Source organism: Curtobacterium sp. MCLR17_032 (assembly GCF_003234795.2).
Lineage (GTDB): Bacteria > Actinomycetota > Actinomycetes > Actinomycetales > Microbacteriaceae > Curtobacterium.
In genome coordinates this window covers 1,245,980-1,271,304 of the sequence record NZ_CP126268.1, presented here as the reverse complement: position 1 = coordinate 1,271,304, position 25,325 = coordinate 1,245,980, and the positions used below count along the sequence as shown (strand labels likewise).

24 protein-coding genes, 1 tRNA gene and 1 pseudogene are annotated in these 25,325 nt (G+C 67.2%); 11 read left to right on the top strand and 15 right to left on the bottom strand.

The window, feature by feature from the left end:
- Window positions 1-20: 20 nt before the first annotated feature.
- Together DEI97_RS06005 and DEI97_RS06000 are read left to right on the top strand one after the other, a co-directional pair.
- Entirely contained in the window at window positions 21-236 is a 216-nt protein-coding gene (locus DEI97_RS06005) for a helix-turn-helix domain-containing protein (RefSeq protein ID WP_258376742.1), read from the top strand.
- A gap of 21 nt (window positions 237-257) precedes the next feature.
- Window positions 258-695, top strand: a pseudogene (locus tag DEI97_RS06000) (transposase); the annotation flags it as partial.
- A 94-nt stretch (window positions 696-789) separates the two neighbouring features.
- On the opposite strand, the gene DEI97_RS05995 reads toward DEI97_RS06000, so the two are convergent.
- Entirely contained in the window at window positions 790-1,704 is a 915-nt protein-coding gene (locus DEI97_RS05995) for a GIY-YIG nuclease family protein (RefSeq protein WP_220039225.1), read from the bottom strand.
- A gap of 408 nt (window positions 1,705-2,112) precedes the next feature.
- Entirely contained in the window at window positions 2,113-2,571 is a 459-nt protein-coding gene (locus tag DEI97_RS05990; RefSeq protein WP_146248183.1) for a hypothetical protein, read from the bottom strand.
- Window positions 2,572-2,852: 281 nt separating this feature from the next.
- Between DEI97_RS05990 and DEI97_RS05985 the strand changes: the two genes are divergently transcribed.
- On the top strand, window positions 2,853-3,695 hold the full coding sequence (locus tag DEI97_RS05985) for a hypothetical protein (RefSeq protein ID WP_146248184.1): 843 nt from the start codon (window positions 2,853-2,855) through the stop codon (window positions 3,693-3,695).
- Between the two features lie 938 nt (window positions 3,696-4,633).
- Window positions 4,634-4,921, top strand: coding sequence for an immunity protein CdiI family protein (locus tag DEI97_RS05980; RefSeq protein WP_111075464.1), 288 nt, complete (start codon window positions 4,634-4,636; stop codon window positions 4,919-4,921).
- A 25-nt stretch (window positions 4,922-4,946) separates the two neighbouring features.
- Here the strand turns inward: DEI97_RS05980 and DEI97_RS05975 are convergent, their stop codons facing one another.
- Window positions 4,947-5,288, bottom strand: coding sequence for a hypothetical protein (locus DEI97_RS05975; protein ID WP_111075465.1), 342 nt, complete (start codon window positions 5,286-5,288; stop codon window positions 4,947-4,949).
- A 328-nt stretch (window positions 5,289-5,616) separates the two neighbouring features.
- Between DEI97_RS05975 and DEI97_RS05970 the strand changes: the two genes are divergently transcribed.
- On the top strand, window positions 5,617-6,276 hold the full coding sequence (locus tag DEI97_RS05970) for a class I SAM-dependent methyltransferase (RefSeq protein ID WP_111075466.1): 660 nt from the start codon (window positions 5,617-5,619) through the stop codon (window positions 6,274-6,276).
- 176 nt (window positions 6,277-6,452) lie between these two features.
- Here the strand turns inward: DEI97_RS05970 and DEI97_RS05965 are convergent, their stop codons facing one another.
- Together DEI97_RS05965 and DEI97_RS05960 are read right to left on the bottom strand one after the other, a co-directional pair.
- Window positions 6,453-6,881: a hypothetical protein gene (locus DEI97_RS05965; RefSeq protein ID WP_111075467.1), complete on the bottom strand. Its 429-nt coding sequence runs from the start codon at window positions 6,879-6,881 to the stop codon at window positions 6,453-6,455.
- Window positions 6,874-7,464 carry an RNA polymerase sigma factor gene (locus DEI97_RS05960; protein ID WP_258376743.1) on the bottom strand — a complete coding sequence of 197 codons (591 nt, stop codon included), beginning with the start codon at window positions 7,462-7,464 and terminating at the stop codon, window positions 6,874-6,876. The genes DEI97_RS05965 and DEI97_RS05960 overlap by 8 nt, the downstream gene beginning before the upstream one ends.
- Window positions 7,465-7,691: 227 nt before the next feature.
- On the opposite strand from DEI97_RS05960, the gene DEI97_RS05955 reads away from it, so the two are divergent.
- On the top strand, window positions 7,692-8,810 hold the full coding sequence (locus DEI97_RS05955) for an IS30 family transposase (RefSeq protein ID WP_502866661.1): 1,119 nt from the start codon (window positions 7,692-7,694) through the stop codon (window positions 8,808-8,810).
- A gap of 131 nt (window positions 8,811-8,941) precedes the next feature.
- Here DEI97_RS05955 and DEI97_RS05950 read toward each other — a convergent pair whose 3' ends face one another.
- Entirely contained in the window at window positions 8,942-9,877 is a 936-nt protein-coding gene (locus tag DEI97_RS05950; protein WP_111075469.1) for an AbiTii domain-containing protein, read from the bottom strand.
- Between the two features lie 415 nt (window positions 9,878-10,292).
- Window positions 10,293-10,862, bottom strand: coding sequence for a hypothetical protein (locus DEI97_RS05945; protein ID WP_146248186.1), 570 nt, complete (start codon window positions 10,860-10,862; stop codon window positions 10,293-10,295).
- A 168-nt stretch (window positions 10,863-11,030) separates the two neighbouring features.
- Between DEI97_RS05945 and DEI97_RS05940 the strand changes: the two genes are divergently transcribed.
- The 3 genes from DEI97_RS05940 to DEI97_RS05930 all read left to right on the top strand — a co-directional run bounded on the left by DEI97_RS05940 (window position 11,031) and on the right by DEI97_RS05930 (window position 15,061).
- Entirely contained in the window at window positions 11,031-11,891 is an 861-nt protein-coding gene (locus tag DEI97_RS05940) for a site-specific integrase (protein WP_111075472.1), read from the top strand.
- A 99-nt stretch (window positions 11,892-11,990) separates the two neighbouring features.
- Window positions 11,991-12,980: a tyrosine-type recombinase/integrase gene (locus tag DEI97_RS05935; RefSeq protein ID WP_111075473.1), complete on the top strand. Its 990-nt coding sequence runs from the start codon at window positions 11,991-11,993 to the stop codon at window positions 12,978-12,980.
- Complete coding sequence (locus tag DEI97_RS05930) at window positions 12,977-15,061, top strand: hypothetical protein (RefSeq protein ID WP_111075474.1); 2,085 nt, start codon at window positions 12,977-12,979, stop codon at window positions 15,059-15,061. The genes DEI97_RS05935 and DEI97_RS05930 overlap by 4 nt, the downstream gene beginning before the upstream one ends.
- Before the next feature lie 101 nt (window positions 15,062-15,162).
- On the opposite strand, the gene DEI97_RS05925 is transcribed toward DEI97_RS05930, so the two are convergent.
- The 3 genes from DEI97_RS05925 to DEI97_RS05915 form a co-directional block, all read right to left on the bottom strand.
- Window positions 15,163-15,236 (bottom strand) — tRNA-Pro (locus tag DEI97_RS05925).
- 138 nt (window positions 15,237-15,374) lie between these two features.
- On the bottom strand, window positions 15,375-15,977 hold the full coding sequence (locus tag DEI97_RS05920) for a DUF2238 domain-containing protein (protein ID WP_111075475.1): 603 nt from the start codon (window positions 15,975-15,977) through the stop codon (window positions 15,375-15,377).
- Window positions 15,974-16,810 carry an endonuclease/exonuclease/phosphatase family protein gene (locus DEI97_RS05915; protein WP_111075476.1) on the bottom strand — a complete coding sequence of 279 codons (837 nt, stop codon included), beginning with the start codon at window positions 16,808-16,810 and terminating at the stop codon, window positions 15,974-15,976. Before DEI97_RS05915 ends, DEI97_RS05920 begins: the two co-directional genes overlap by 4 nt.
- Window positions 16,811-16,880: 70 nt before the next feature.
- On the opposite strand from DEI97_RS05915, the gene DEI97_RS05910 reads away from it, so the two are divergent.
- The gene (locus DEI97_RS05910; protein WP_146248188.1) at window positions 16,881-18,356 is read left to right on the top strand and encodes a hypothetical protein; all 1,476 of its coding nucleotides are present in this window, start codon (window positions 16,881-16,883) and stop codon (window positions 18,354-18,356) included.
- Window positions 18,357-18,427: 71 nt separating this feature from the next.
- Entirely contained in the window at window positions 18,428-20,569 is a 2,142-nt protein-coding gene (locus tag DEI97_RS05905; RefSeq protein WP_181439304.1) for a RecQ family ATP-dependent DNA helicase, read from the top strand.
- Window positions 20,570-20,586: 17 nt separating this feature from the next.
- On the opposite strand, the gene DEI97_RS05900 is transcribed toward DEI97_RS05905, so the two are convergent.
- From DEI97_RS05900 to cmk, 5 genes are all read right to left on the bottom strand, one after another.
- Window positions 20,587-21,462: an oxidoreductase gene (locus DEI97_RS05900; protein WP_111075478.1), complete on the bottom strand. Its 876-nt coding sequence runs from the start codon at window positions 21,460-21,462 to the stop codon at window positions 20,587-20,589.
- A 40-nt stretch (window positions 21,463-21,502) separates the two neighbouring features.
- The gene (locus tag DEI97_RS05895) at window positions 21,503-22,030 is read right to left on the bottom strand and encodes a hypothetical protein (protein WP_111075479.1); all 528 of its coding nucleotides are present in this window, start codon (window positions 22,028-22,030) and stop codon (window positions 21,503-21,505) included.
- Window positions 22,031-22,223: 193 nt separating this feature from the next.
- Window positions 22,224-22,778 carry a hypothetical protein gene (locus DEI97_RS05890; protein ID WP_146248189.1) on the bottom strand — a complete coding sequence of 185 codons (555 nt, stop codon included), beginning with the start codon at window positions 22,776-22,778 and terminating at the stop codon, window positions 22,224-22,226.
- 195 nt (window positions 22,779-22,973) lie between these two features.
- Window positions 22,974-24,494: a ribosome biogenesis GTPase Der gene (der, locus tag DEI97_RS05885; RefSeq protein ID WP_111075481.1), complete on the bottom strand. Its 1,521-nt coding sequence runs from the start codon at window positions 24,492-24,494 to the stop codon at window positions 22,974-22,976.
- 72 nt (window positions 24,495-24,566) lie between these two features.
- Window positions 24,567-25,262: a (d)CMP kinase gene (cmk, locus tag DEI97_RS05880; protein ID WP_111075528.1), complete on the bottom strand. Its 696-nt coding sequence runs from the start codon at window positions 25,260-25,262 to the stop codon at window positions 24,567-24,569.
- Window positions 25,263-25,325 lie beyond the last annotated feature (63 nt).

The window sequence follows — 25,325 nt, the reverse complement described above, 5'->3', positions numbered from 1 at the left end:
TGACCCCGCGCCCAAGCTCTGTGGTCCGGATCGTTCGCAGGGGAAAGCCGTTGCCGGAAGCTGCGAACACCATCCGGTTCGACCGGGTGCGGACCGAACTCCGGAACCACTCGGTCAGCGAGACGACCGTCGCCGGGGTCGCACGCCAGTGGGGCTTCGCGCAGGCCGGGCGGTTCTCGTCCGCCTATGTGAAGCGGTTCGGCGAGCTGCCGAGCGAGACGCTGCGTCGGAGGTAGGCGAGTTGGCGCACACCCTCCTGCGCGGTCAAGGACGCCTGCTCACGCAGGATCGTGGGCTACTCGATCGGCGATCGGATGCGGTCCTCGCTTGCCGTCGCGGCTCTGCAGATGGCGGTGCATAGCCGCAACCCGGCAGGGACGGTCGCCCACTCGGACCGCGGCAGCCACTTCCGGTCGAAGAAGTTCGTCCGCGCGCTCGGCGACGCCGGGCTGCTCGGATCAATGGGCCGAGTCGGCGCCTGCGCGGACAACGCGGCCATGGAATCGGTCTTCGCCCTGCTGCAGAAGAACGTCCTCAATCGGCAACGCTGGGCGACACGCGAAGAGCTCCGACTGGCGATCATCACCTGGATCGCAGCGACCTACCACCGGAAACGACGCCAACGCGGTCTCGGGAAGTTGACCCCGATCGAGTACGAGACGATCATCAACCCACAGGTCGCACTCGCGGCCTAAACGAACGAGTCAACCGAACCTGCAGCAGTCCCGAAGATCGTCGCGTCGGCGTCGCCTAAACGGTCAGGGCGTAGCCGCGCGACGATTAGGAAGCTCAGTTGTGGTTCATCCCGTGATGACGACTCACAAGCGCTTTCTTCCAGAAGTTCTCCCGTTGCAGAATCAGTTCCGGCCGGGTCTTCGGGTCGAACACTTCCAGGATCGTGTACTGGAAGTTCGCGACGATGTAGTCGTCGCCAAGCGTCCGTCGAAGCGCTTCGAATTCCTTGTTGCCGCCGGTCAGGTTTCGGACATTCGCATAGTCGGACCATCGACCCCACAGGCCGTCGCTTTCCGCTGACGCCGAGCCGACGTAAAGCTTGCCCGTCGCGGCGTCGGTGATGACGTAGACACCCTTCACGCTCGATAGCGCCTCTCGCCAGCTCGGCTCTCCGTAGGAGATGATGCGCTGCATGCTGGCATGTGAGAGGAGCACGTGCTGGTACCCGGGGAAACCGCCGAGCTTTACTTGAGGTGAGAGCTCGAACACTTCCGGGTTCAGCGGACCGTCCTGCAGCGACTCGTAACGACGTAGATAGACGTCACGGCCGATCGGCTTCGCAAGGCGAATCACGAGCCGCTTGATGTACTCCGCGTGTTGCGGCATGGGGCGCAGCGCGTAGCCAGTCCCTTCATAGACCGTTGGCTCCAGCGCGGTCACCTCGTAGAAGCCACCGAACACGAAGTACTGCGGACCATGAGAGGGAAGCTGGGCGAAAGTGAGAACGTACTTCGCGTTGCCATAGGTGTTGCTGGGTCCCCGATCGCGGTATCGGTTGAGATCGAGCCAGCCTTCCTCGTCATCCAGCAAGAGGTCCCATGCAGCCGAACCGCCGACTCCGGCCCGCATGTTGAACTTCACCTTCGTCCGCGATGGGTCAGGTACTGGCAGGAAGTCAGTAAAGGTGATCATCTCGTCCCCCGTGTTCTCGATCGGCAACAGCGTAGCCCGAACGAGAGAGCTGCTCATGCGCTCGGCTGCGGTCGTTGCGGCTCAGTCATCCGCGATGGGCAATGTGAGGCCTGTTCATGGCAGAGTCAATTGACTCGGGCATGGGGCAGCGAATCGCCTCAACGTGACGGTGATTCGTGCTCGGCGGTGAGTGCGGGCGCACATCGCCTTTCATCGCGAAGGGCATCGATCAGGGAGACTGTCATATATCGGGTGTAGCGCTGATCCGATGCACCTTGTGCGATGGTCTTTCCAGGAAGCCGGCGGTGGTTCGCAACCGCAGCAGGCACCATCGCGGGGGCCGACCCGCAGCCAAGCCAAGTGGATGATTGCGACGACCCAGTCGTGCGGGCCCCGCAGGCGCGATCTTCGCGCGGACCGGTGGTGAAGATGCCTCCCCGGATGAACCCGACGACCGGAGCCCTGTCATGTGAGTGACATGACAGCCGTTGCCCGAGCGTTGAGCGCCTCCTCGGAGACCGCAGCTCCAGCGCCGTCGGATGCCCTGTAGTCGTAGATTGCGCCAGCAGGACTGACGTTGAACACCACGCGGCGATCGTCCGTCTGAGTTGCTTTGTCGAAGGCGACGAGCATGGACCCATCGAGGGTCGCGAATGACTGCGGTGCTTGGTAGCCCGCTGCCTGGAAGTTCTCGAACAGACCGATGACCACTCGCCGGGTCGTGTCGTTCACGCCGCGCCACATGGCTTGCATGATCTCGAGGTCCTCAAACGGCAATGCCCAGGGATCCTTGCTGATGGCGTTGGCCACGCGCTCCTCGGCCTCTTCTTCTGCGAAGATCCTGTCGAACTCGTCGAGGGTCGTCTCCGTCGCAGCGAGGTCCATCGGAGCGCCGGGCTGATTGTCGTCGATTCGCTCAGTCATCCTGGCTCAAGCGTACAGGCGCTTCTCCGGTGTCTGAAACGAGCTCGGAGGAAGGCTCGCCGTACCACCGGTTGTGAGCTCGTCAAATTCGTGGTTTCGACGGACCACATTCGTATGCAGATAGGGACAAACGCCGTGGATCGCAACCTCACTTCAGGCGCTTGACCCGGTGATGGCGTTGGGTGCTTGTAGCCGGACGGGTGGCGCTCTGCTGTCGTCGTCTCAGTTGGGGCCACTACTGGGGGTTGGCCAGCAAGCCCCCTTTCTGCCATGATCAGGGGATGGGTTGGCAAGAGTTTGCGCTAGGCATGACCGAACAAGTTCTTTCGTGGCCCGTGGTGGCGCTTGTGATCGTGCTCATCTTTTTGAAGCCTCTGCGCAAATTGGTTGATCGCATCAAAACCGCAAAGGGATTTGGAGGTGAACTCGAGTTTCAGGAGCTTTTGGAGGACACCGAAAAGTCGATTCTTGATGGCGAGCGTGCAGAAAGACGCGGCTGGGGGTGGGGTTGGGGCCGGCGCTGGCGCTGGCGCTTACGCAGGATCGGCCAAGACGCGCCTGGTGGCGGACCAGCGCCCAGCCTTGGTGCCAGCGATGGCGGTAAGACCCTCGCTGACCCTGCTACCCCTCTTGACGACAGCGTTAGTACTAGCCCTTCTCCCACGCAGAGGAACAGCGACGACCCTGCTAGCGGCACCGCGTATAGCGCCGGCACCCGCGGCGACCCCACTGACCCGGTTGACGAGCCCGGCACCGGTCTAGAAAGACCTATTGCTGAACCATATGTGCCCGATCCCAGCCGAGACCCGTCCGGAGCGATCATGATGTCGTGGACGGCGCTAACGCAGGTACTGTTTGATCTTCGGGCCGCTACGGCAGGCCCCGGCCGACCGAGCAAGAATCCGCGTGTGGTTCTAGACCAGCTTCGAAAGAACGAAGTAATCTCCAGCAAGTACTACGAGGCGGTGCACAATCTCCTCGCGCTGCGGAATCACGTAGCTCACGGTGAAGCTGTTCCGACTTCCGGGGCGGCTCGCAACTACGTGGAATTGGCGAACCAACTGCGAGACACCGCCCTATCTCTCATCGCTCGGCTGCGCGACGATCCGGGCGAGAACTTATAGGAGCCCGGAGAACGGCCATCTGGACGGCCTGATGGTCGAAGTTGACGTACCTTGAAGAATGACTCCGAAGCGCGGGCGTCGGTTCGTGTCGGCCGGGTCGTCCTCAAAATGGTGGGCAGCGGGGTAGATCGAATTGCACCGGTAGCGGCTAAGTTCGAGCTGAAGGCCCGAACCTTGATTCGACTAGACCAAGGGCAGCTCGCTCCACACCGGTACCGAGCGAGCCGTCCGCGGACGGGGCGTCCTCGATGCCGCCGCCAAAGAGGCTCACATTGACTGGGTCGGCGCAGCGCAAACGGCAACGACTCTCGCCTCTGCCTGAACGTCGAATCCCCGTCTCGATAGCCCATCCCACCACGTACGTGTTCCACCGCCAGGGAGCAAGATCTCGGTCCGGCGAGCGAAGCTCGGAACGCCCGACGTCTGAGAGCGTGTCAGTCGTGAGCTTCTTCGTTGGGCTTCCGGCCGTCTTCCTCTGAGAGCGACCGTCGCGCTATACGGGTGAGCCTCCACCGCGGGATTGCCCAGGACAAGTAGAACGCCGCAGCCGCCGTGACGCAGAGAATGGCACCGCCAGTGATGAAGCGGACAGATTGCGCCGGGTGCGCGAACAACAGTCCCGCACAGATCAGCATCATGATCCCGACGGTCAGTGGTCGGCGCGAAAAGCGGCGCATGGCCCGCACGGTAGTCCGGACACCCACGAACATTCGGGGTGCCCGGCTGGAAGCGCTGATCCTTCTGACAGGACCAGGGCGACGGGATCGAACGGTGGTGCTCCTGCTTCGTGAACGCCGTGAAGCCTTGCGAGGGGCCACCTGTCGGCAGCGGGTACAAGCGCTCACTGGCGAGGGCGAGGTGGTAGCTCCGACTGCTGCCAAAACACCAGCGACTATCTCAGTAGCCGATCCGTGACAGTACGCGGCTACGTTGTCGGCATGGTCGATCCGGAGCGCCGTCGCATCAACATGTTCTGCGACTACGAAGCCCAGTGGCCGCTCTGGGATGGCGGCATGCTCACCCCGTCATCGCTCGGGCTCTCGCCCGGGCTCACCACGAAGCTCCGTACTTGGACCGACTACTACCTCGACCATGCGCGAATGAATCAGCCGTGGCTCGTCTCAAAGGAACGCGAAGCGGAGTGGTACGCCGAGGGTCAACGCTTGAGCGAACACGTTACCAGGGAGCTCGGTGGCAAGGTCGAGATTCACTACACAGGCACTTGACTCTTGGCGTCCGTTAGCCGATGGGCTACCGGTTGAGGAATTGCCCTCGATTCTCTCCCGCTCTGCGGCTGTCCTCCGAGAAGTCACTCCAACGCTCCTCGTACTCCCGATTCTGACGTTCTCCTAGCTGCTTGAACGCGCGATCACGCGACTCGTCGTTGAGATCGGGCCGGAAGAAGATGTCCATGGTCTCCGCACCCCACCGGAACGTAGCGCTTTCGAACTCACTGACACACTTCTGTATCTGAGCATTCTTCTCGACCGTCAGGGACGGGAAGACCTCCTCGATGCGAACGCGCATACGGCGTACTTGAATGATGAATGCGGCATCGAGCACGGTCAGCTCGCGCAGTTCTTCTAAGGTCACGTTGGCACCGTATCTCCAACCACTTCACCGTCCGTTAGCCGATCGGCTACCGGGACGGACCTTCCGTTCCTCGCCCGTGCACGTGTTGCGGCCCGCGGAGCGTTCTGCGAAGTTGGTCGGCTTTGCTCATTCACTAGGGGGTTGCCGTGTCCACTCATGACCAGATCGAGACCAACCGGGCTAACTGGGACGAACGAGTTTCAGATCACCTCATCGCCTACAAGGCGGTTGAGTTCGCCGACGACCCCTCCGCCAACCGGGTCATGTTCGAAGCCAAGGTCATGCCCCCCCCCACCTCCCGGACAGGTCTCTCACCGGGCTCGACGTCGTGCACCTTCAATGCCACATCGGGGTTGACTCGATCAGTCTCGCCAGGCTCGGGGCACGAGTCGTCGGCACCGACTTATCCGGTGACGCGATCGCTACAGCCACCTCGCTTGCTGCTCGGGCCGGCGTCGATGCGTCCTTCGTCCAAACATCCAACGAAGACGCCCCCGATCAGCTCGGCCGGCAATTCGACGTTGTCTACACGACCGTCGGGGTCCTCGCGTGGCTTCCGGACCTCGCCACGTGGGCGCGCGCGGTCGAACGGCTCCTTAAACCGGGCGGGCTGTTCTTCCTCTATGAGGCACACCCCATGGTCATGACCCTCCAATACGACCGAGAAGACAACGCCCTCGTCGTCACCGAGCCATACTTTAGAGCGGGCGAAGCCCAACGATTCGACTCCGGGACCACGTACGCGAGCGACACCCTTCTCACGAACCGAACCACGTACGAGTGGCCGCACTCCCTGGACGACATCTTCACCTCCATTCTGGCTGCGGGGCTTCAAATCGAGGCCTTCCACGAATACACCGCCATGCCATGGGAGCCCATTCCCAATCTCGTCAAGACGCCAGCTGGTTACGCGCTTGCCGACGGCAACGAACGCGTACCGATGATGTTCTCCCTCGCTGCGCGAAAGCAGCACAACTCGTCTCGTTAGCCGATCGGTAGCCGGCCACACGGACGAGAGCGGAGCCGCCCTTCGGGGCAACTCCGCTCACGTTCGTCATGCAGATTGGTTGACGCCAGCTTCCGTCACCCATGGCGTGATGTCGATTGGCTGCGTTGGAGGAAGACTCAGCGCATCGGGTCTGATCGTCTCCCGCGGCGTGGTGGTCATTCGTCGCTGCCGGTGACGACCGCGACGCTCACGCCGTTCTTCTTCGCCACGGACGCACGGCAAGCGCCGATGTCATCCACAGCCTTTTGGTTCGCCTCGGTGTTGTCCGGGAACCGGATGCGGACCCAGTTCTCGCCCTCGGGAGATGAGGCCGCGACGTCGGTCCAGCCGTCGTCTGCCATGCACTCGACGAACGCGTGCTGGTACGGCACCGCGGTCTGCAGGTCGTACGGCAGCTTCGACGGGCCGAAGGTCACGTAGGCGGCTCCGGTGAGAGCACCGACGACGAGCGCTCCAGCGCCGATGCCGATCGAAACACGTCCGATCCGCCGCTTGCGCAGCGAGGAGAAGCGACCGCGCCCGGCGATCCGGTCGTCGAGCGATCGTCGGCCGCGGTCGAGGGTTGCCGCATCTGGCTCAGACATGACAGTCCCCGATCGGAGCAGTTGCAGTTCGTCCATTGGTTCGTTCCTGTTCCGGGGCTGCGCCCCTGCCTGTTGCGGTCCGAAGCTGCGTTCGCGCCCGGTTGATGCGTGATCGGACTGTGCCGACGGGGACGTGAAGCGCCGCGGCGACGTCCTCGTAGCTGAGGTCCGCGGACGTGTGCAGCAGCAACGCGTCGCGGTCTCGTGGCGACAGTCGCGCGACCGCTCGCATGACCTCGATGAGGGCGGCTGCGTGCTGGGCGACGTCATCGACGCCGACCAGTGCGAGCGCGTCTTCGTCGACGGATTCACTCAGGTGGCGGTGTTCCTGTCTGCGGTGTTGCCGGATCGCGATAGTGGCGAATCCGAGCAGCCACGGCAGCGCGGACGCGACGGTCGTGTCGAAGCGCTTGCGGCGCTCGAAGGCCGCGAGGAACGTGTTCGACAACACGTCCTCTGCACCCTCGGCTCCGACGCGGCTTGCCGCGTAGCGGTACACGGCGCGTGCGTGTCGGGCGTACAGCTCCCCGAACGCGGACGGTTGGTCCAGCGACAGCCGGATCAGCTCACTATCTGTGCTCACACCTTGTATCCGCATCGAGCGGAAGAAAAGTTCACACCGTGATCCTCTCCCGACGTACTCGGCCTCTCCACGGTTTGGTGTTGTCGCGGAGGCACCGAGCGTCCGATAGCCGATCTTGGGTTCAGCTGGTCGTTGCAACACCACCGTGATTGGGAGTGTTGCAGATGGGATCCAGGCCGGAGCAGCGTGCCCGGGAGGCGCGATTCTGGGAGCTACTCGGACAGGGCATGAGCAGCCCCGCTGCTTGCGATGCTGTCGGGGTGCATCCACGTCAGGGTTACCGATGGTTCAAAGCCGCTCGCGGGAAGAACCCGTTCGAGCGAACACCTCGATCCGGCCGGTACTTGAGCGAGGAGGAACGGCTCCGGATCGCCGACCTGCGGCTGGCTGGCGTCGGTATTCGCCGGATCGCAGCAGAACTCGGGCGGGCGCCATCAACGATCAGTCGAGAGCTCGCCCGGAACAGCTCCCGCAATGGTGATTACCGGCCATACGCGGCCGAGAAGCGGTGCCGCGTCCGAGCGAGCCGGCCCAAACCGCGGAAGCTCGACCGGGTCGAGCTCGCCCTGCAGGTCGAGCTGCGGTTGGTGCGGAACTGGTCCCCGGAGCAGATCCGTGATGACCTGGCCCGGTCCTTCCCGAACCGGCCGGAGATGCACGTGTCCTACGAGACGATCTACCAGTCCCTGTTCGTCCAGGGCCGCGGCCACCTGCGCGCTGACCTGCACACACATCTCCGCACCGGCCGTGCCATCCGCCGGCATCGTGGTGAGCCCAGGCGGGCGTCGTGGTCGAAGATCCGCGACATGATCCTGATCAGTGAACGCCCCGCCGAAGCTGATGACCGGGCCGTTCCCGGTCACTGGGAAGGAGACCAGATCGTCGGTACGAACGCGCGCAGTGCTATCGGCACTCTCGTCGAACGCACCACCCGCTACGTGATGCTGCTGCACCTACCCAACGGGCACAGCGCCGACGCCGTCCGCGACGCGCGGATCCCCACCATCCAGACCCTGCCCGTGCATCTCTGTCGGTCGTTGACGTGGGACCAGGGCACGGAGCTTGCCCGGCACAAAGACATCACCCTCGCCACCGACTTGGCGATCTACTTCTGCGACCCGCACAAGCCCTGGCAGCGCGGCTCGAACGAGAACACCAACGGCCTGCTCCGGCAGTACTTCCCGAAGTCCACCGACCTCAGCATCCACAGCCCGGAACGTCTCCTCGAAGTCGCCACGGAACTCAACGGACGACCCCGCAAGACGCTGGACTACCGGACCCCGGCAGAAGCATTCGAGCAGCTACTGTCAGAACCGAAACAACCACCCGTTGCAACGACCCCTTGAAACCGCCGATCGACAACCGGACGATCGGGGGCGCTGTGCCCCGCTTTCGTTGGCGCACGGTCGGGGGCGCTGTGCCCCACTTTCGTTGGCGCCGGTAACGGCGCCTCTCACGCCGGCCTGGGTGGCCCCTATCAGCCGAATGCGCCTTGCAGAGCAAGTTCGGTGATCGCGGACACGGCGCTGCTCGTTGCTGCCGTCAAAGCGGTACCACCAAGCTTCTCGGTCAAACTCCGGAGCTTCCCGGTGCGCCGCAAGACTTCACCCGACTCAGCTCCCTCCGTGGTCATCGCGGCCTCGAGGTCTCGCACAGCAGCTTGGACATCAGCTTGCTGTGACTGCTCCAACTGGTTTGCGGCCTTGGCTACCTCCTTGAGCAGGGCTACCGCATCCGCGATGCTCAGACCTGCGTTGGCCGACGACTCCCGCCCGATCGCCGTTGGGCCGCTTGGCTGAAGAACTGTGGTGTTGTAGACATCACCCACATGCTCTCTCACCGCGGCGTCCACACTTGCTCGCCCAGGCAACTCCGTTAAGGGAGTGCTCGCTGTGAGGTCAGCGATCATATCGACAAGATTCGTGCGCACCTGCGCCAAAATCCCACGCAAGAAAGAGCCAGGGACTACAAACGCAAGCGAAACGACACTTTGATACGGCCCGAGTTCGCTGTTCCATACAGTCTGCGCCATCGCGAGACCTGCGTGTCCAAAGTTGAGATGCTTTTGCTGCGCAAGCTGCGCCAACTCCTCAACCGGCTGCACGAACGAGATGAACTCCGGGACGTATTCTCGAGCCTTTGCCGGGACTTGAAGGCGGGCTAGATTCTGCCCTTTTGCCCAAGTGTTTCCACTCATCGAATCCATGACCATTGGCACTCCGTGGAGCTTTCGGTAAGCCGGAACGTCGTCACCCTCGGGCGGGTAGCCCTTGAGCTCAGCTCGCGCCCACGTCCTCAAAGACTCCGACCCAGTCTCGGCACCAAGCAGGAGACACTTTCGCAGCAGACCGGCCAAGGGCTCAGTCTCGTCGAGCATCACTTCGCGGAGGGCGCGAAGAAGAGGTTCGGTCATGGTCGGACGCTACCCGTGACCACGGACATCCATGGCGGCACACTGAAGCACATCCATGGGGCCACCGATGCATCGGTGATGCCTCTACCTCAGTCCTCGAGGCGGCGAGGTCACTGGCCTGCAAAGCGGATAGCGCCAGCGCCAGCGCCAGCGCCAGCGCCAGCGCCAGCGCCAGCGCCAGCGCCAGGAGCGATCCCTGCTTAGCGGGCATCCGTTAGCCGGTCGCCGACCGAACTCGGCATCGGACACTTCGTGCAGCGGGAGACGAGGTGCGAGAGTCGTATCACTTACCTAGTCCGCTGATCGTCGCGCTGACCGGGCGCTATCCGGACAGGCAGCCCAACACAGTGCGCGGTCCTTCCTGACTCACGCCGCGAAAGCATTGAGCTCGTCCGCGATTCCCTCCGGACTCGGTCTACAACACTCTGAACGATGCCGCGAGGAGGCGTGCACGGCGGTCCGCGGGGAGGGTGCCTGCTCGCTCCAATGCCCGCTGATGCGCGACCCAGCGTGCGATGCTCGCCTCTTGAGCGTCGGTCGCTCGTCGACGTGGCGGCCGCTGCTCACGATTCCAGAACGCTTGATGCTGCGCGAGCCAGGCACCCCAGCGATCATCCTGCGGCTCCCATTGGAAGCCCGGCAGCGCCTCGAGGCGTGCTCGCTGATACTCGACCAACGCCGTGTGCGTGGATGGGCGCCGCTGGTACGCGAGTTGATCGACCAGTCGCTGCTCGCGTGTTCGAGGTCGAGGGCGCGCTGCGCTAGCCAGTGGAAGTCGGCTGTGCGTACGCACGAACTGGTCGAGTTCGTGAACCATCCTGAGCCACCGTTGCACATGCGGCTCAACGCTGGTTTGGCTCTGAACATCGGCGAGATAGAACTCCACGCTGCGCCGCTCGTCTGCCGAGAGTTCGACAGCGGGGCGTGCGGCGATGGCCTCCCAGCGTGAGTGCAAGTGCTTGAGGGCGATGCTGTCTTCCGGCACGGGGTTCCTTCCCGAGGCCGGATGTCGGCCTCGGGACGCCTATGCGCGGACGGATAGCGGTTCGTGTTGCCACCCCGCCAGACGCCGATCCGAGGCCAGAAACAGGACGACTTCCGTCGTCGAGATCGCTACCGTTCCGCAGGTCGCATTACGGAAGGGCTGCACGTCGTGACTTCGGACTCCTCCTCGTCCCCGACCTACACACCGCTGCTCGCGCTGCCATGGTGGGATCGGATCGGGCCATTTCTCACCGCGCTTGTGGACGACGTCAGCGCTGAGCTCGGTGTCGAGTCTCGGTCGCTGTATCCGTTCCTCACGCCCTTCGTGCTGTGGTGTTGGCAGACAAAGGCGCTCGACCTGGACCGGCAGAAGATGTTCCGTCGCAGCCGCATCGAGAGCTTCGTCATCAATGGCATGCCAGGGATGAGCCGAGGGACGAAGAATACGGTGCGTGGCAAGCTGCTCCGCGTCAGCGAAGTCGTGGTCACCGAGATACCGACGACGCCACTACACGGCATCGGCAGGTCAACACCGACCCCTCCCTACGACGCCAAGCAGCGTGCGGAGCTGTACTCCTGGGCCAGGACCCGCGGGACCGCTACTGCTCGGCGCGATGCGAGCGTTCTGCTCGCTCTTGGACTCGGCGCGGGCCTTCCGACGCGTGAACTGCTCGCCGTGCGGCACCGAGACGTCACACTCGATGGCAGCACCGTTCGAGTGCGGGATGCCCGCCGGCGAACGGTCCCCGTGGAGGACGATTGGCAGCCGGTCCTCCGTCGAGCCATCGACACTCTCGACCACGACGACTGGCTGTTCCGCGTCGGACGGCACTCGGCGGCCTCTGGCCAAGTCGCCGAATTCGTCCGCCGGACCGCTACCGACCTCGACATCCGGCCCGCAAGGATGCGCTCCACATGGCTGTGCGAACGACTCGCCAAGAACACGCCCGTCGACACATTGCTGTTGGAATCGGGCGTTCAGACGTACGCCTCACTCGACCGCTACCGGGTGTTCCTCCCCTTGCTTTAGCGCAACAGTGCCCTTCCGAGTGGGCCCAGCTCGGGCCGCTCCGGTGGGCCGACTTCCGAAGGTCCCAGCTGGTCCGAACCGGCCCGCATAGGGCCCCTCGTGATCAAGAACACGACCGAAACCCCGACTTCGCGCTCTTCTCGACCGAAGCCGCACGCCCGCCCGATCAACTCGTCCACGGCGAAGAAGATCGACGACGCCATCGAGAACTACGTGCCCATCATCAACCGCGCCGCTTACGCAACCACGGGGCCGCTCGTCCGCGAGGTCGTCCGCGCCATGGCGCCGACCTCGTACTCGAACACACGCCGGCTGCTCTCCATGGTGGCGGGGTTGGTGTCGTGGCGTTGGATGCACACCGGCTGCGACCTCACCGCCGAGCGCGTCTTCCGCGACTCGACCATCTCGCTCTACGTCAACACTGTCCTTCAGAGCCACTCCGACGTGTACCGCTTCGACATCACTCGACACCTCGGCGCGGTTACCACCCGCCTCACCGGAGAACGCACCAGCCGCCTGGCCCCGCCCCCATCACAGCGTTTGGCGCCCTACACAAGCGCAGAGATGGCCCAGCTGCACTCGTGGCAGATCGCCCTATCCACCGCGCAGGCGCGACGCAACGGCGCGGCCCTCCTCGCGCTCGGTGCCGGGGCCGGGCTCACCCCGGCCGAGATCATCGCTGTGCGCACTAGCGACATCGTCGTCGACGGCGACCGGCGTTGGGTCACCGTGCGCGGCGCTTCTGAGCGCAGCGTCCCGGTGAGCGCGAAGTGGATCCGCACGCTCGGCCAGGCGCTCACTACTGACGAGGACCTCCTCTTCCACGGCTACGAGTTCGAGGAGTACGCACCGCGTCCGATCCAGTCGTTCATCAGCGCGCACCCGGGACCAGTTCGGCTGACCCCGACGCGTCTCCGCTCCGGATGGATCGTCAGCCTCCTGAACGCAAACGTTCCGCTCGACGTCATCGCAGAAGTCGCCGGCTTCACCGCACTCGCCTCCGTCACCGACTACTACGCTCACGCCTCCTCGACGAACATCAACGACTACCTCGACACCATCACGGGCGTCGCGGGAGCCACCCGATGAGCGGCCACGGCATCAGCAACGGCGAGGCGATGCGGTTCTTCGAGACGGACGGACGCAAGAGCGCGTCGGTGCAGGAAAGCTCGGTCTACGACATCGCGAAGGAAAAAGCGTTCTCGAAGATCCGCCTCCGCGACAACGAGATCGCAGACACCCGCTCCGGCTTCTCCGTCTTCAACCGGAAGACCGTCAAGCTCGCCAAGGCGCGCCTCAGGGCCACCGGGGTCATGGACGCCTACGCCATCTGGCGCCATGAAGAGGGCTTCCGGCAGTCGAACGGAGGCGCTCCCGCACTCATCTCCGTCGAGAACCTGCTCATCGGGTGGATGCTCGTGACCACTGCGGGTCAGCCGCAACTCATCCTCCAAATCGGGTCTGTCTTCTACGGCATGCTCACCGACGGAGCCCGCGAAGAGCTCGGCCTGCCCAAGCCGAACAGCAAGAAGTCGCTCATGAAGGTCGAGAACTGGCAGCAAAACGTCGGCAACGCCCACCGCCGCTTCATCTCAATCGTCGACCCTCACCTCGGAGAAGACCGCTACACGGCGAAGACAGTCGAGGAGAACGCCGCAACCATGGAGAACCTCGATGAGGAGCGGGAAGCCATCGGCAAGGCGCGCCTTGCCGAGTTCATGACTCGATTCCTCACCATGTCGTTCTACCTCCAGCCGCGCGCCATCCGCAACGCGCCCGAGCGCAAGGAGGTCGACGTCAGCTTCGACGGCACGCACATGAGTGCTCCCTTGACCACGGGCATGTCGCACAACAAGGACAAGATCGCCAAGCGCATCGAGAAGGACCGTGTACTGGCAGCCGCCGGTAAGCCACGCTCGGGCCCGGTGTCCCCCTTCGCGGCATGGAAGGTCACCGAGACGTCGAAGCGCATCGACGCTCCCCCGGGTCAGATGGCGCAGTACGAGACTGAGGAGGACTACCTCTGGGGGTGGAACGCCACGATCGCACGCCGCGTGTTCCTCAAGACGGACGACCGATGCAAGGCTCCACAGCTCATCCTCGGCGCTACCTTGAGCATCCCGGGCAGCGGCAACGTCGAAGCCGCCGCGTTCGTCCTCGAGCAGATCGTCCGCGCCGGACACCTGCCTGGCATCGCGGACGCCGACATGGAGTACTTCGCCAATGCAAAGCCAGAGCGGCTTTACGACCCGGTCCGGAAGCTCGGCTGGGAGGCCAGCACCGAATGGCGTGACGACCGCCTCGGTCCCCGAGGCGGGTATGCCGGAGCGATCTTCATCGAAAGCGCTGCCTACTGCCCAGCGATGCTCATGTCGCTCCAGATGGCCAGTAAGCACGTCAAGGACGGCGAGATCGATGAAGTCACCTACCGTGCGCGCGTCGACGAGCGGGAAAAGTGGGAGGTGCGACCGAAGTCACGTCCCAACGCCGACGGCAGCATCACCATGATGTGCCCCGCATCCGGCGACAGCCCTCGTATCAAGTGCCCGCTCAAGAAGACCCGAGCACGGGTATCCGAAGCAAAGCTGCTGACGATGGACGAGGTGGACCCAAGCGAACCCGGTTACCCGGTCGGCGACGACCTTCCCCTCATCTGCTGTCAGGACTCCGTCAAGTTCCCGAAGGAGCACCTGCCGCCGCTCACCCAAGCCCTGCGGTACAAGTCCCGCGAGTGGACCGACTTCCACGGCTACGCGCGCAACCTCATCGAGAACGGAAATTCGATGCTCAAGGCTCCGAAGTACGGGTCTCTGCACGACCACCTGAACAGACAGTCTCGCGGCTTCGCATCCGGCTACGTCTTCCTGACGTTCCTGCTCGTCGCGCTCAACATCAAGCAGATCTGCGACTTCCTCAAGGCAAAGGAGATCGAAGACCGCCGAGCAGCCGAGAACCGTCCCCCTCGCAAACCGCCGATCCAGCGGCGCAGAGACCGTAAGTTCTTCAACGAGTACACAGGCACTCTCCCGGGTGGAGTTCCGGACCTCGAGGTCCGCCAGGCGCGCGCCAAGGCTCGACGGGAGAAGGCGGCGAAGGTCGCCGCCGAGAGAGCAGCCGCCACGAAGACCAGTCGGTCGAAGCGAGCGAAGGCGGCAACCAGGCCCGCCTGAGCCCGGAGACCCACAACAACGAAGAGAGGCCCGCAGCCTTATGGCTGCGGGCCTCTCTTCGTTGTTGGGTTCTTAAGACGGTTCTTAAGACACCCCTTCGGTCGGGCTGACAGGATTTGAACCTGCGACCCCTTGACCCCCAGTCAAGTGCGCTACCAAGCTGCGCTACAGCCCGCGAGCCCCTGAGGACCCAGACTCCGTCTCCACGAGGGAGACCGCGAGCCCCGCCCCACACCCGACCGAGCGTGGAGCAGCCCGTCAAGCATAGCGGAAGCGCGAGCCCCACCGCGCCACGGGACCGGACTCGGGCGCGTCACCCCCGCAGGTGCATCGGCTGGACGACCCGCCGCTCCCGCGACAGCCACGGCAGCGCGAACCCGGCGAGCAGCGCCCCGAGCCCGTCCGCTGCCAGGTCCCCGATCGTGTCGTCGTACCCGACGACGATCGTGTCGTCGACGAAATTGTGCCCGAGCCACTCGCCGATCTCCCACACCGACCCGACCGCCATCCCGGCGGCGAGCGCGACGAGGGCGGAGAGCAGCACGCCGGCACGTGGGGCCGACGCGAGGACGCCGAGGTCCGAGGCGATCACGACGAGCAGCGCCGCGAGCAGTCCGACCAGGATGACGTGGACGACCTTGTCCCAGAGGAACACGGTCGTGTACCAGTCGAGCGCACTGCTCCACGCGGCGACCAGGCAGAGCAGCACGACGGCCGTGTCGAACGTCGGTCGAAGCCCGAGCATGCGCGGGACGACGGCGCCGAGCAGCGCGAGCGACATCACGGCGAACGCCACCCCGCCCCACACGGCCGTGGCGACGGGCACGCTGACGAGCGTCAGGACCCGCAGCACGTCGGCAGCCCAGACGGCACCGTGCGGCCGACGCAGGAACGTCGTCCCCAGGGTCGCGATCACGCGGTGGTCCCGAAAGACAGCACGGCGTGCACGGCGAGGTGGTCGGACGGCCACACTCCCCCGGGTCGCCGGGTGGAGACGGCGACGCGGGACACGACGGCGTCCTCGGTGGCGAGCACGCCGTCGATGCGCGGCTTGTCGGCACGCGGCTCCCGGTAGGCGGCGTACGTGCCGAGTTCCGCCGTCTCGTGCCGGGAGGCCCGCCCCCAGGTGTCGGGGACGCCCGCCTCCGCCAGTGCGCGCCAGGGCGCCGACCCGGCGGGCGCGTTCCAGTCCGCCATCACGACGGCGGGGAGGCCGGACTGGGCGATGATCCGGCCGAGCAGCTGCGCCGAGCGGAGGCGTGCCCAGGGCGATACGACGTCGAGGTGGGTGGCGAGTGCGAGGAAGCGACGACCGGTGGCGTGGTCGTCGAGGACGGCGCCGACGGCATGCCGGGGGAACGCGGTCGCCCACGAGCGGGAGCCGGGGCGGAGCGGTGTGCGGGACATCGCCCAGGACCGGCGCTCGACGACGGAGCAGCGCTCGGTGTCGACCAGGAGCCCGACGGCCTCGCCGTCGCCGTACCGATCGCGTCCGAGCAACAGGGCTTCCCAGCGCGACCCGATGCCGGTGGCGAGGTCGATCGCCTGGGGGCGGAGGGCCTCCTGGACGGCGAGGACGGTGGGCGTTTCGGAGGCGACGAGCGCGACGACGGCGTCCCGGCGGTGCTCCCACGAGTCCGGGTGCCCGGCGGGTCGGGGCACGCTCCGGCGCAGGTTGAGGGTCATGCAGTGCAGGTCGGGAGCCGCCACCGGCCCGATGAGCGGTCGGTCGTCGGCCTGTCGGTGCATGCTCCCGTTCTACGAGCCGGCACGGATGCGGTTCTCAGGGTGACGACCGCTCGGCTCCTAGGGTGGGCCGATGCGTTCTCGTCTTGCCCGTTCCCTGCTCGCACTCGCTGTGGCCGGTCTCGTGCTCGGGGTGGCCGCCTGTTCGGGTGCCACGCCGGCCCCGCGCCCGACGCTGGCCCGCGCTGCGTCGGACGCCGTGACGATGGTGGCGCAGGAGTCGGCCGCAGAGCGGTCGGTCCGGGCGAGTCGCGCCCTGTTCCGGTCCGCTCCCGGTGCCGTCGTCGCACCGGCCGGGGATGCCGACGCCGTGCGGAAGGCGGCGAGCGCCGCGGTCCGCGCGCACGTGCCGGCCTTGCTCGTCGACTCCGGCTCGACGGCGTCGACGAAGGCCGTGACCGGTGAGCTCGATCGGCTCGGCGCGTCCTGGTACCAGGCGGTCGGGAGCGTGACCCTCGACACGAAGGCGCCGGAGCGGGACGCACCGGAGGCGGGCCAGCGGGCGGAGGCGGGGCGGGCCTCCCGGCAGACCGTGCTCGTCGCGGATCGGTCGGCCGACGCTGCCGCGGTGGCGACCGCCCGGGCTGCCGGCGCTCAGCTGGTGGAGATGCCCTCGGGCGTGTCGGACCCGGCTGCATCGGGGTCGGTCGTCCGGGCGATGCACCGGGCTGCGGGCCATCCGACGCTGCTGCTCGGGGCGTCCTTCGCGGACCTCGGGGACCCGGAGTGGGTGGTGCGGGCGGCACAGACGGGGTACCGGATCGGCTCGGGTGGGCAGCGGCCGTTCGACGGACACCGGTACACGGCCCTGTACGGCGCGCCCGGGGCTCCGGTGCTCGGCGTCCTCGGCGAGCAGAACCCGGCCGCGAGTGTCGAGCGGGCCCGGAAACTCGCGGCGGAGTACCGCGGGCTGTCGGACGTGCCGGTGACGCCCGCGTTCGAGGTGATCGCGACGGTCGCGGCGGGCGAGGCCGGGGACGACGGCGACTACTCGCGCGAGCTCCCGGTTTCGACCCTCGAGCCGTACGTCGATGCCGCGCACCGGGCCGGCATGCCGACGATCATCGACCTGCAGCCCGGACGCATCGACTTCCTGTCGCAGGCGAAGCGGTACGAGTCGCTGCTGCAGCGTCCGGACGTGTGGCTGGCGCTCGACCCGGAGTGGCGACTCGGCCCGGACCAGGTTCCGCTCAAGCAGATCGGCACGGTCAGCGCCGCAGAGGTGAACGGCGTGTCGAAGTGGCTCGCCGGGCTCGTCCGACGCGAGGGGCTGCCGCCGAAGGCACTCGTCCTGCACCAGTTCCGGTCCTCGATGGTGTCCGATCGCGGTTCGCTGGCGTCCCACCCGGAGCTCGACCTGCTCGTGCACGTCGACGGGCAGGGGTCGCAGCCGGACAAGCAGGCGACGTGGAAGGCGCTGCACGCCGGCGGCCCGGACGGACTGCACTGGGGTTGGAAGAACTTCTACGACGAGGACACGCCGATGCTCACGCCGGAGCAGACCATGTCCCAGGTGCAGCCGACGCCGTCGCTGGTCACCTACCAGTGAGCGGGCGCGGGTTCTCCACAGCAGGGAGGCCCGTGGCCGGGTTCGTCGGTCGGTCCTGACAGCATGGGGCCATGAGTTCACCTGCTGCCTCCCCCGTCCCGCCGTCCGCTGCCGTCGCGGCCGAGGCGCAGGAGGCCCTGCAGGCGCTGACGGGTCGGGTCGACGCGGTCTTCCACCCCGGGCAGCTCGAAGCCATCTCCGCACTGGTCGAGCACCGGCAGCGGGCGCTCGTCGTGCAGCGCACCGGGTGGGGCAAGTCCGCCGTGTACTTCCTCGCCACCCTGCTGCTCCGTCGTCGGGGCGGTGGGCCGACCGTCCTGGTGTCGCCGCTGCTCGCCCTGATGCGCGACCAGGTCGCCGCCGCGGCCCGGGCCGGGGTCCGAGCGGTGTCGATCAACTCCGCGAACGCCCACGAGTGGACCGAGACCCAGGCGGCCCTCGCCCGTGACGAGGTCGACGTGCTGCTGGTCTCCCCCGAGCGGCTGAACAACCCGAAGTTCCGCGACGAACAGCTACCGGCGCTGATCGGACGGATGGGCATGCTCGTCGTCGACGAAGCCCACTGCATCTCCGACTGGGGCCACGACTTCCGGCCGGACTACCGACGTCTCGCCGAGCTCATCCGGTCCCTGCCGCACGGCGTGCCCGTCCTCGCGACCACGGCCACCGCGAACGAGCGCGTGGTCGAGGACGTGGCCGAACAGCTGACCGCCGGGCCCGAGGACCCGGTGTTCACCATCCGCGGCTCGCTCGCCCGCGCCTCGCTGCGGCTCGGGGTGCTGACGCTGCCCGACGCCCGCGCCCGTCTCGGCTGGCTGCTCGCCCACCTCGGCGACCTGCCCGGTAGCGGCATCATCTACACGCTCACCGTCTCGGCGGCCGAGGACATCGCCCGGCTCCTCCGCGAATCCGGGTACGCCGTCCGCGCCTACACCGGCCGGACCGACAACGACGAACGCGAGCAGCTCGAAGGGCAGCTGAAGAACAACGAGCTGAAGGCGCTCGTGGCGACCAGTGCGCTGGGCATGGGGTTCGACAAGCCCGACCTTGGCTTCGTCGTCCACATCGGCGCGCCGTCCTCCCCCGTCGCGTACTACCAGCAGATCGGTCGTGCCGGGCGTGCCACCGACAACGCCGACGTGCTGCTGCTGCCGGGGCGTGAGGACCAGGAGATCTGGCAGTACTTCGCCAGCGCGTCGATGCCGACCGAGTCCCGCGCCTCCGCCGTGCTCGGAGCGCTCTCCACCGACAGCGCCATGTCGACCGTCGCGCTCGAAGGGCTCGTCGACATCAAGCGGTCGACGTTGGAACTGCTCCTCAAGGTGCTCGACGTCGACGGCGCCGTGCGTCGGGTCGGTGGCGGCTGGGTCGCGACCGGTCGACCATGGGAGTACGACGCCGCACGCTACGAGCGGGTCGCCGCTGCCCGCGCTGCCGAGGCCGCGTCGATGCTCACCTACGAGTCGACCAGTGCGTGCCGGATGCAGTTGCTCCAGCAGGACCTCGACGACCCGACCGCCGAACCCTGCGGGCGGTGCGACAACTGCGCCGGTGCCTGGTACCCGACGGACGTCTCGGACGCCGACCGCACGGGGGCCGCGAACGCCCTCGACCAGGTCGGCGTCGAGATCGCCCCGCGTGCGCAGTGGCCCTCGGGCATGGCGTCGCTCGGCGTCGCGGTGAAGGGCAAGATCCCGGCCGGCGAACTCGTCGCCCCGGGTCGTGCCGTCGCCCGACTGACCGACCTCGGCTGGGGTGGGCCGCTCCGCGCTCTGTTCGCGAACGCCACCCCGGACGCACCGGTGTCCCGCGAACTCGTCGACGGCTGCGTCCGCGCGCTCAAGGACTGGCCGTGGGAGACCCGGCCGACCGGGGTCGTCGCGATGTCCTCGCGCTCCCGGCCGCAGCTCGTCGCGTCGCTCGCCCAGGCGCTGTCCTCGATCGGGCGGCTGCAGCACCTCGGCACCCTCGACCGCGACGGTGGGACACCGCGTGGCGACGGTGCGACGAACAGCGCCTACCGGCTGTCGGGCGTCTGGGACACCTTCGTCGTCGGACCGGAACTCGCGGCCGCACTGCAGGTGCACGAGGGGCCGGTCCTGCTCGTCGACGACCTGGTCGACAGCCGGTGGACCATGACGGTGGCGGGACGGGAACTCCGACGAGCCGGAGCCTCGGCCGTGTTGCCGTTCGCCCTAGCCACCGTCGCCTGACGGCCGGCGGCTGAGCCTCAGGCGGCCGACCCGATCGCGTCGAGTTCGGCGACGGCGTCGTCCGGCAGCGCGAACCCGGCCGACGCCACGTTGTCCCGCAGGTGGTCCACCGAGGACGTCCCCGGGATCAGCAGCATGTTCGGGGACCGCTGGAGCAGCCAGGACAGCGCCACCGTCAGGCGCGACACCTCCAGGCGCTCCGCGACCCGGTCGAGCGCCCCGGACTGGATCGGCGAGAACCCACCCAGCGGGAAGTACGGCACGTACGCGATGCCCTGCGACGCGGTGAGGTCGACGAGGGCGTCGTCCTCCCGACGGGCCACGTTGTACATGTTCTGCACGCAGACGATCGGCACGTAGCTCTGCGCCTCGTCGAGCTGCTCCGCGCTGACGGTCGACAGTCCGATGTGGCGGACGAGGCCTTCCTCCTGCAGGCGGGCGAGCGCCTCCACCTGCGGGGCGATCGAGCCGGACTGCGGGGCGTCGAACCCACCCATCCGGATGTTCACGACCTCGAGCTGCTCGAGCCCGAGGGTGCGGAGGTTCTCGTGCACCTGCGCCACCAGGTCGTCGGGCTGCCGGGTAGGCACCCAGTTGCCCTTGGCGTCCCGCACGGAGCCGACCTTCGTCACGAGGTGCACGTCGTCCCCGTAGGGCGCGAGCGCTTCGCGGATGAGTTCGTTCGTGACGTGCGGGCCGTAGAACTCGGCGGTGTCGATGTGGGTGATGCCGAGTTCGACAACGGTCCGGAGCACCCGGAGCGCCTCGTCGCGGTCGGCGGGAGGACCGAACACGTTCGGTCCGGCGAGCTGCATGGCGCCGTACCCGACGCGGGTGAGTTCGAGGTCGTCGGCGAGGCGGAACGTGCCGCCGGGGAGCGATGTCGTGGTCATGGACCCCACGATGCTCCTCGGTGCTGCATCTGCCCGGGGCCTACGGTTGCCGGCGCACCGGCTTCGGGAACGTGAGCCGCATTTGGTCGCTGGTCAGCACGTCGCCGATCCCGACCATCAGCACCGAGAACACGATCTGCTCGATGACCATCCAGAACGGGTAGAGGCCCGGGATCGCCGCGATCACCAGCGTCACGATCGGGAAGATCCGGCTGAACAGCCGCAGCCGCTGGTACGCCCAGTAGTAGCCGAGCTGCGCCCGCCACGCGAACACGTAGAGCGTCAGGGTGATGAGCAACACGACCGTCGCTCGGAACCAGACCGCCCACGGCACCGTCTCTCCGGCGCGGGTCAGCAGCACGGCGACGACGATCGCGGTCAGGCCGACGACGGTCTCGGCGACGAGGAGCCACCGGATCCACCGGAACGAGCGGACCGTGTCGGGGTGGGCGAGCATGTCCTCGCGGATGACGTAGCCGCCCTGCCGGCCGCCGGCCAGGCGGTCCAGGCGGAGCCGGTTCCACGCCCGGTCAGCGGTCGCTGCCAGGCCGGAGGGTCGCTGCGTCACCGTCCCATGGTGCCGTATCCAGCGGGGCGGCGCTGCCACGGGCCTCCCGGACGGCTGAGAGTCCCGCCGGTTCACCGGCCCGACGCCGGTCCGGCACGACACCGGTCCGGCACGACGACCGACGTCGGCCCGTCTCCCCGGCCGCCGGTCCGGTCGGCCGGGAGGCACGCCCTCCCCCGACACGCGACCCCGGTCAGAAGACGGGCAGCAGCTCGGCGCCGCCGAGCAGGTCTCCGGTGTCGGCGTCGACGAGGAGCACGGAGTGCACCACGGGCGGCAGGTCCTGTGGGTCGACGATGACGAGCACGGTGTGTTCGCCGTCCGGGGTGAAGGAGCCGAAGTCGGCGGGGACGTCGGCGCCGGTCCACTGCGCCCGTTCGGTGCCGATCACGTCACCCGAGGACAGCTCGACGCGCACCGCGCCGATGTGCGAGCGGGTCGAGGCAGCCGACCCGGTCGTGGTTGACCCGGTCTTCGTCGACCCGGTCGGATCGGGGCTCGCCGTCACCTGCACGCCGGTGAGGACGACCTGGACGACCTGCTCCCCGACGACCTCGAGCCGGACGTTCCCGCGGACCTCGCCGCGGATCGGGACGAGGTCGCCCGCGATCGGCAGGGCGCGTCGCCACCAGGGACCGACGGCCTGTGCCGCGTCGACCGGGAGCCCGGTCGCGGCGTCCACCACGCTCGTGGTGCCGGTCGCGTCCGGTGTCGGCTCGTCCGGGATGAACCCGTGGCCGATCGACATCCCAACGTCGTCCCCGATCCCCGCATCGTCCGCGTCCGAGGACGGATCAGGCGCCGAGGCCGACGGGGCGCCGTCCGGGGTGTGCCATTGCGCAACTGCACCGACGGCGACCACGACGAGCAGCACGAGCCCGGCCACGACGGGCCATCGACGTCGTGACGTCGATCGCTCCCCTCGTGGCGCGGACATGACCGATCAGCGCTTCCGGCGCTCGCGCACTCGCATGTTGACCACGATCGGCGTGCCGTCGAAGCCCCACACCTCGCGGAGACGCCGGGTGATGAACCGGCGGTACTGCGGGTCGAGGAACGCCGAGGTGAAGAGCACGAACGTCGGCGGCTGGCTCGACGCCTGCGTGGCGAACAGGATGCGGGGCTGCTTGCCGCCGCGGACCGGGTGCGGGTGCTCCTGGACCAGTTCGGCGACGAAGGCGTTGACCTTGCCGGTCGGGATGCGGGTGTCCCACGACTCGAGGGCGGTCTCGAGGGCGGGCACGAGCTTCTCGAGGTGACGGCCGGTGCGGGCGGAGATGTTCACGCGCGGGGCCCAGGCGACGTGCGCCAGGTCCTGCTCGATCTCGCGCTCGAGGTAGCGGCGGCGCTCGTCGTCCAACAGGTCCCACTTGTTGTAGGCCAGCACCAGCGCACGACCGGACTCGAGGACCAGGTCGATGATGCGGAGGTCCTGCACGGACACCGGCTCGGTGACGTCGAGGACGACGACCGCGACCTCGGCCTTCTCAAGTGCCGCGGTGGTGCGGAGCGAGGCGTAGAAGTCGGCACCCTGCTGCAGGTGCACGCGCTTCCGGATGCCGGCGGTGTCGACGAAGCGCCAGGTCTTGCCGCCGAGTTCGATCTGCTCGTCCACCGGGTCACGGGTCGTACCCGCGAGCTCGTTGACCACGACGCGCTCTTCACCGGCGGCCTTGTTGAGCAGCGAGCTCTTGCCGACGTTCGGTCGGCCGAGGATGGCGACGCGACGGGGGCCGCCGATCTCCTGCTTGGCGACCGCGGACACGTCCGGCAGCGTCGAGATGATGAGGTCGAGGAGGTCCGCGACGCCACGGCCGTGCAGGGCCGACACCGGGTGCGGCTCGCCCAGACCGAGGTTCCAGAGCGAGTACGCCTCGAGGTCGCGGCGCTCGTCGTCGGACTTGTTCGCCGCGACGATGACCGGACGGTCGGTGCCGCGGAGCATCTTGACGACGTGCTCGTCGGTGGCGGTGATGCCGACCGTGACGTCGACGACGAACAGCACCGCGTCGGCGAGGTCGATCGCGACCTCGGCCTGGGCGGCGACCGAGGCGTTGATGCCCTTGGCATCGGGCTCCCACCCACCGGTGTCGACGATGGTGAAGCGCTTGTCGTTCCACTCGGCCTTGTAGCTGACGCGGTCGCGGGTGACACCGGGGGTGTCCTGCACGACGGCTTCACGGCGGCCGAGGATGCGGTTCACGAGCTGCGACTTGCCGACGTTCGGGCGGCCGACGATCGCGAGCACCGGCAGTGCCGACAGGTACGCGACCCCGTCGACGCCGAGCTTGCCGGCTTCGAGGAGCGCGAGGTCCTCGTCGTCCAGGTCGTACTCGTCGAGACCGACGCGGAGCGCGCTTGCACGCTGGTCCGCTTCGGCGTCGTCGATGCCGGCGAGCCGCTCTCCGAGCGAGTCGTCGTACTCGGGGAAGTCGTCGTCGCTTCGGTCGTCCAGCTGCGCCATGGTGGTTTCCTTGCCGGCGGCCGGTGGGCCGCGTGTTCGTGGTTCAGGTGCGGCCGTGTGGCCGGGTTGCTGTCAGTTCGTGGCCGAGCGGGCCAGGTCGACCACCGCCTGCACGGTCTGGTCGAAGTCGAGGTCGGTGGAGTCGAGGGTGGTGACGCCGTCGGCGGCGTTCATGAAGTCGACGACCTTCGCATCGGCAGCGTCCCGACGGGCGAGGGCAGCCGAGGTCTCTTCGGCCGACTGGGTCGTGACCTCTGCCGACCGACGTGCCATCCTAACGGATTCGTCGGCCGTCAACAGGATCCGGACTTCGGCGTCAGGTGCGACCACCGTCGTGATGTCGCGCCCTTCGGTGATGATGCCCTGTCCCTCGGCCATCCGCATGACCTGGCGGAACAGCGAAACGAGCTTGGCCCGGACCTCCGGCAGCTTCGCGATGTGCGCCACCGCGGCGGTGACGTCGGGGGTGCGGATGGCGTCCGTCACGTCGACACCGCCGACCCGCACGAAGTAGTCGTCGGGGTCGGTACCGATGGCGTAGTCGAACGAGTCGAAGGCGGCGACGACCGCGGCGGGGTCGTCCAGGTCGACGTCCTGCTGCAGTGCGTGCCAGGCGAGTGCGCGGTAGGCGGCACCGGTGTCCTGGTAGCCGAAGCCGAGCGCGCGGGCGGCAGCACGGGACACGCTGGACTTGCCGCTGCCGGCGGGACCGTCGACGGCGATGACGAACTTCGCCACGAAGGCGCCGGCGGGCAGACCGGCCGGCATCGGGTCGCGCGTCGAACCGAGTTCGCCGCCGCCCTGTCCGCCCGGGCCGCCGGTGACGTCGCC

Bases quoted from the DNA above. Each gene is read 5' to 3' on its own strand.
- DEI97_RS05995 (WP_220039225.1), bottom strand. From the start codon at position 1,704: ATGAGCAGCTCTCTCGTTCGGGCTACGCTGTTGCCGATCGAGAACACG.
- DEI97_RS05990 (WP_146248183.1), bottom strand. From the start codon at position 2,571: ATGACTGAGCGAATCGACGACAATCAGCCCGGCGCTCCGATGGACCTC.
- DEI97_RS05985 (WP_146248184.1), top strand. From the start codon at position 2,853: ATGGGTTGGCAAGAGTTTGCGCTAGGCATGACCGAACAAGTTCTTTCG.
- DEI97_RS05980 (WP_111075464.1), top strand. From the start codon at position 4,634: ATGGTCGATCCGGAGCGCCGTCGCATCAACATGTTCTGCGACTACGAA.
- DEI97_RS05965 (WP_111075467.1), bottom strand. From the start codon at position 6,881: ATGTCTGAGCCAGATGCGGCAACCCTCGACCGCGGCCGACGATCGCTC.
- DEI97_RS05955 (WP_502866661.1), top strand. From the start codon at position 7,692: ATGAGCAGCCCCGCTGCTTGCGATGCTGTCGGGGTGCATCCACGTCAG.
- DEI97_RS05950 (WP_111075469.1), bottom strand. From the start codon at position 9,877: ATGACCGAACCTCTTCTTCGCGCCCTCCGCGAAGTGATGCTCGACGAG.
- DEI97_RS05930 (WP_111075474.1), top strand. From the start codon at position 12,977: ATGAGCGGCCACGGCATCAGCAACGGCGAGGCGATGCGGTTCTTCGAG.
- DEI97_RS05915 (WP_111075476.1), bottom strand. From the start codon at position 16,810: ATGCACCGACAGGCCGACGACCGACCGCTCATCGGGCCGGTGGCGGCT.
- DEI97_RS05910 (WP_146248188.1), top strand. From the start codon at position 16,881: ATGCGTTCTCGTCTTGCCCGTTCCCTGCTCGCACTCGCTGTGGCCGGT.
- DEI97_RS05905 (WP_181439304.1), top strand. From the start codon at position 18,428: ATGAGTTCACCTGCTGCCTCCCCCGTCCCGCCGTCCGCTGCCGTCGCG.
- DEI97_RS05900 (WP_111075478.1), bottom strand. From the start codon at position 21,462: ATGACCACGACATCGCTCCCCGGCGGCACGTTCCGCCTCGCCGACGAC.
- DEI97_RS05890 (WP_146248189.1), bottom strand. From the start codon at position 22,778: ATGTCGATCGGCCACGGGTTCATCCCGGACGAGCCGACACCGGACGCG.
- der (WP_111075481.1), bottom strand. From the start codon at position 24,494: ATGGCGCAGCTGGACGACCGAAGCGACGACGACTTCCCCGAGTACGAC.
- cmk (WP_111075528.1), bottom strand. From the start codon at position 25,262: ATGCCGGCCGGTCTGCCCGCCGGCGCCTTCGTGGCGAAGTTCGTCATC.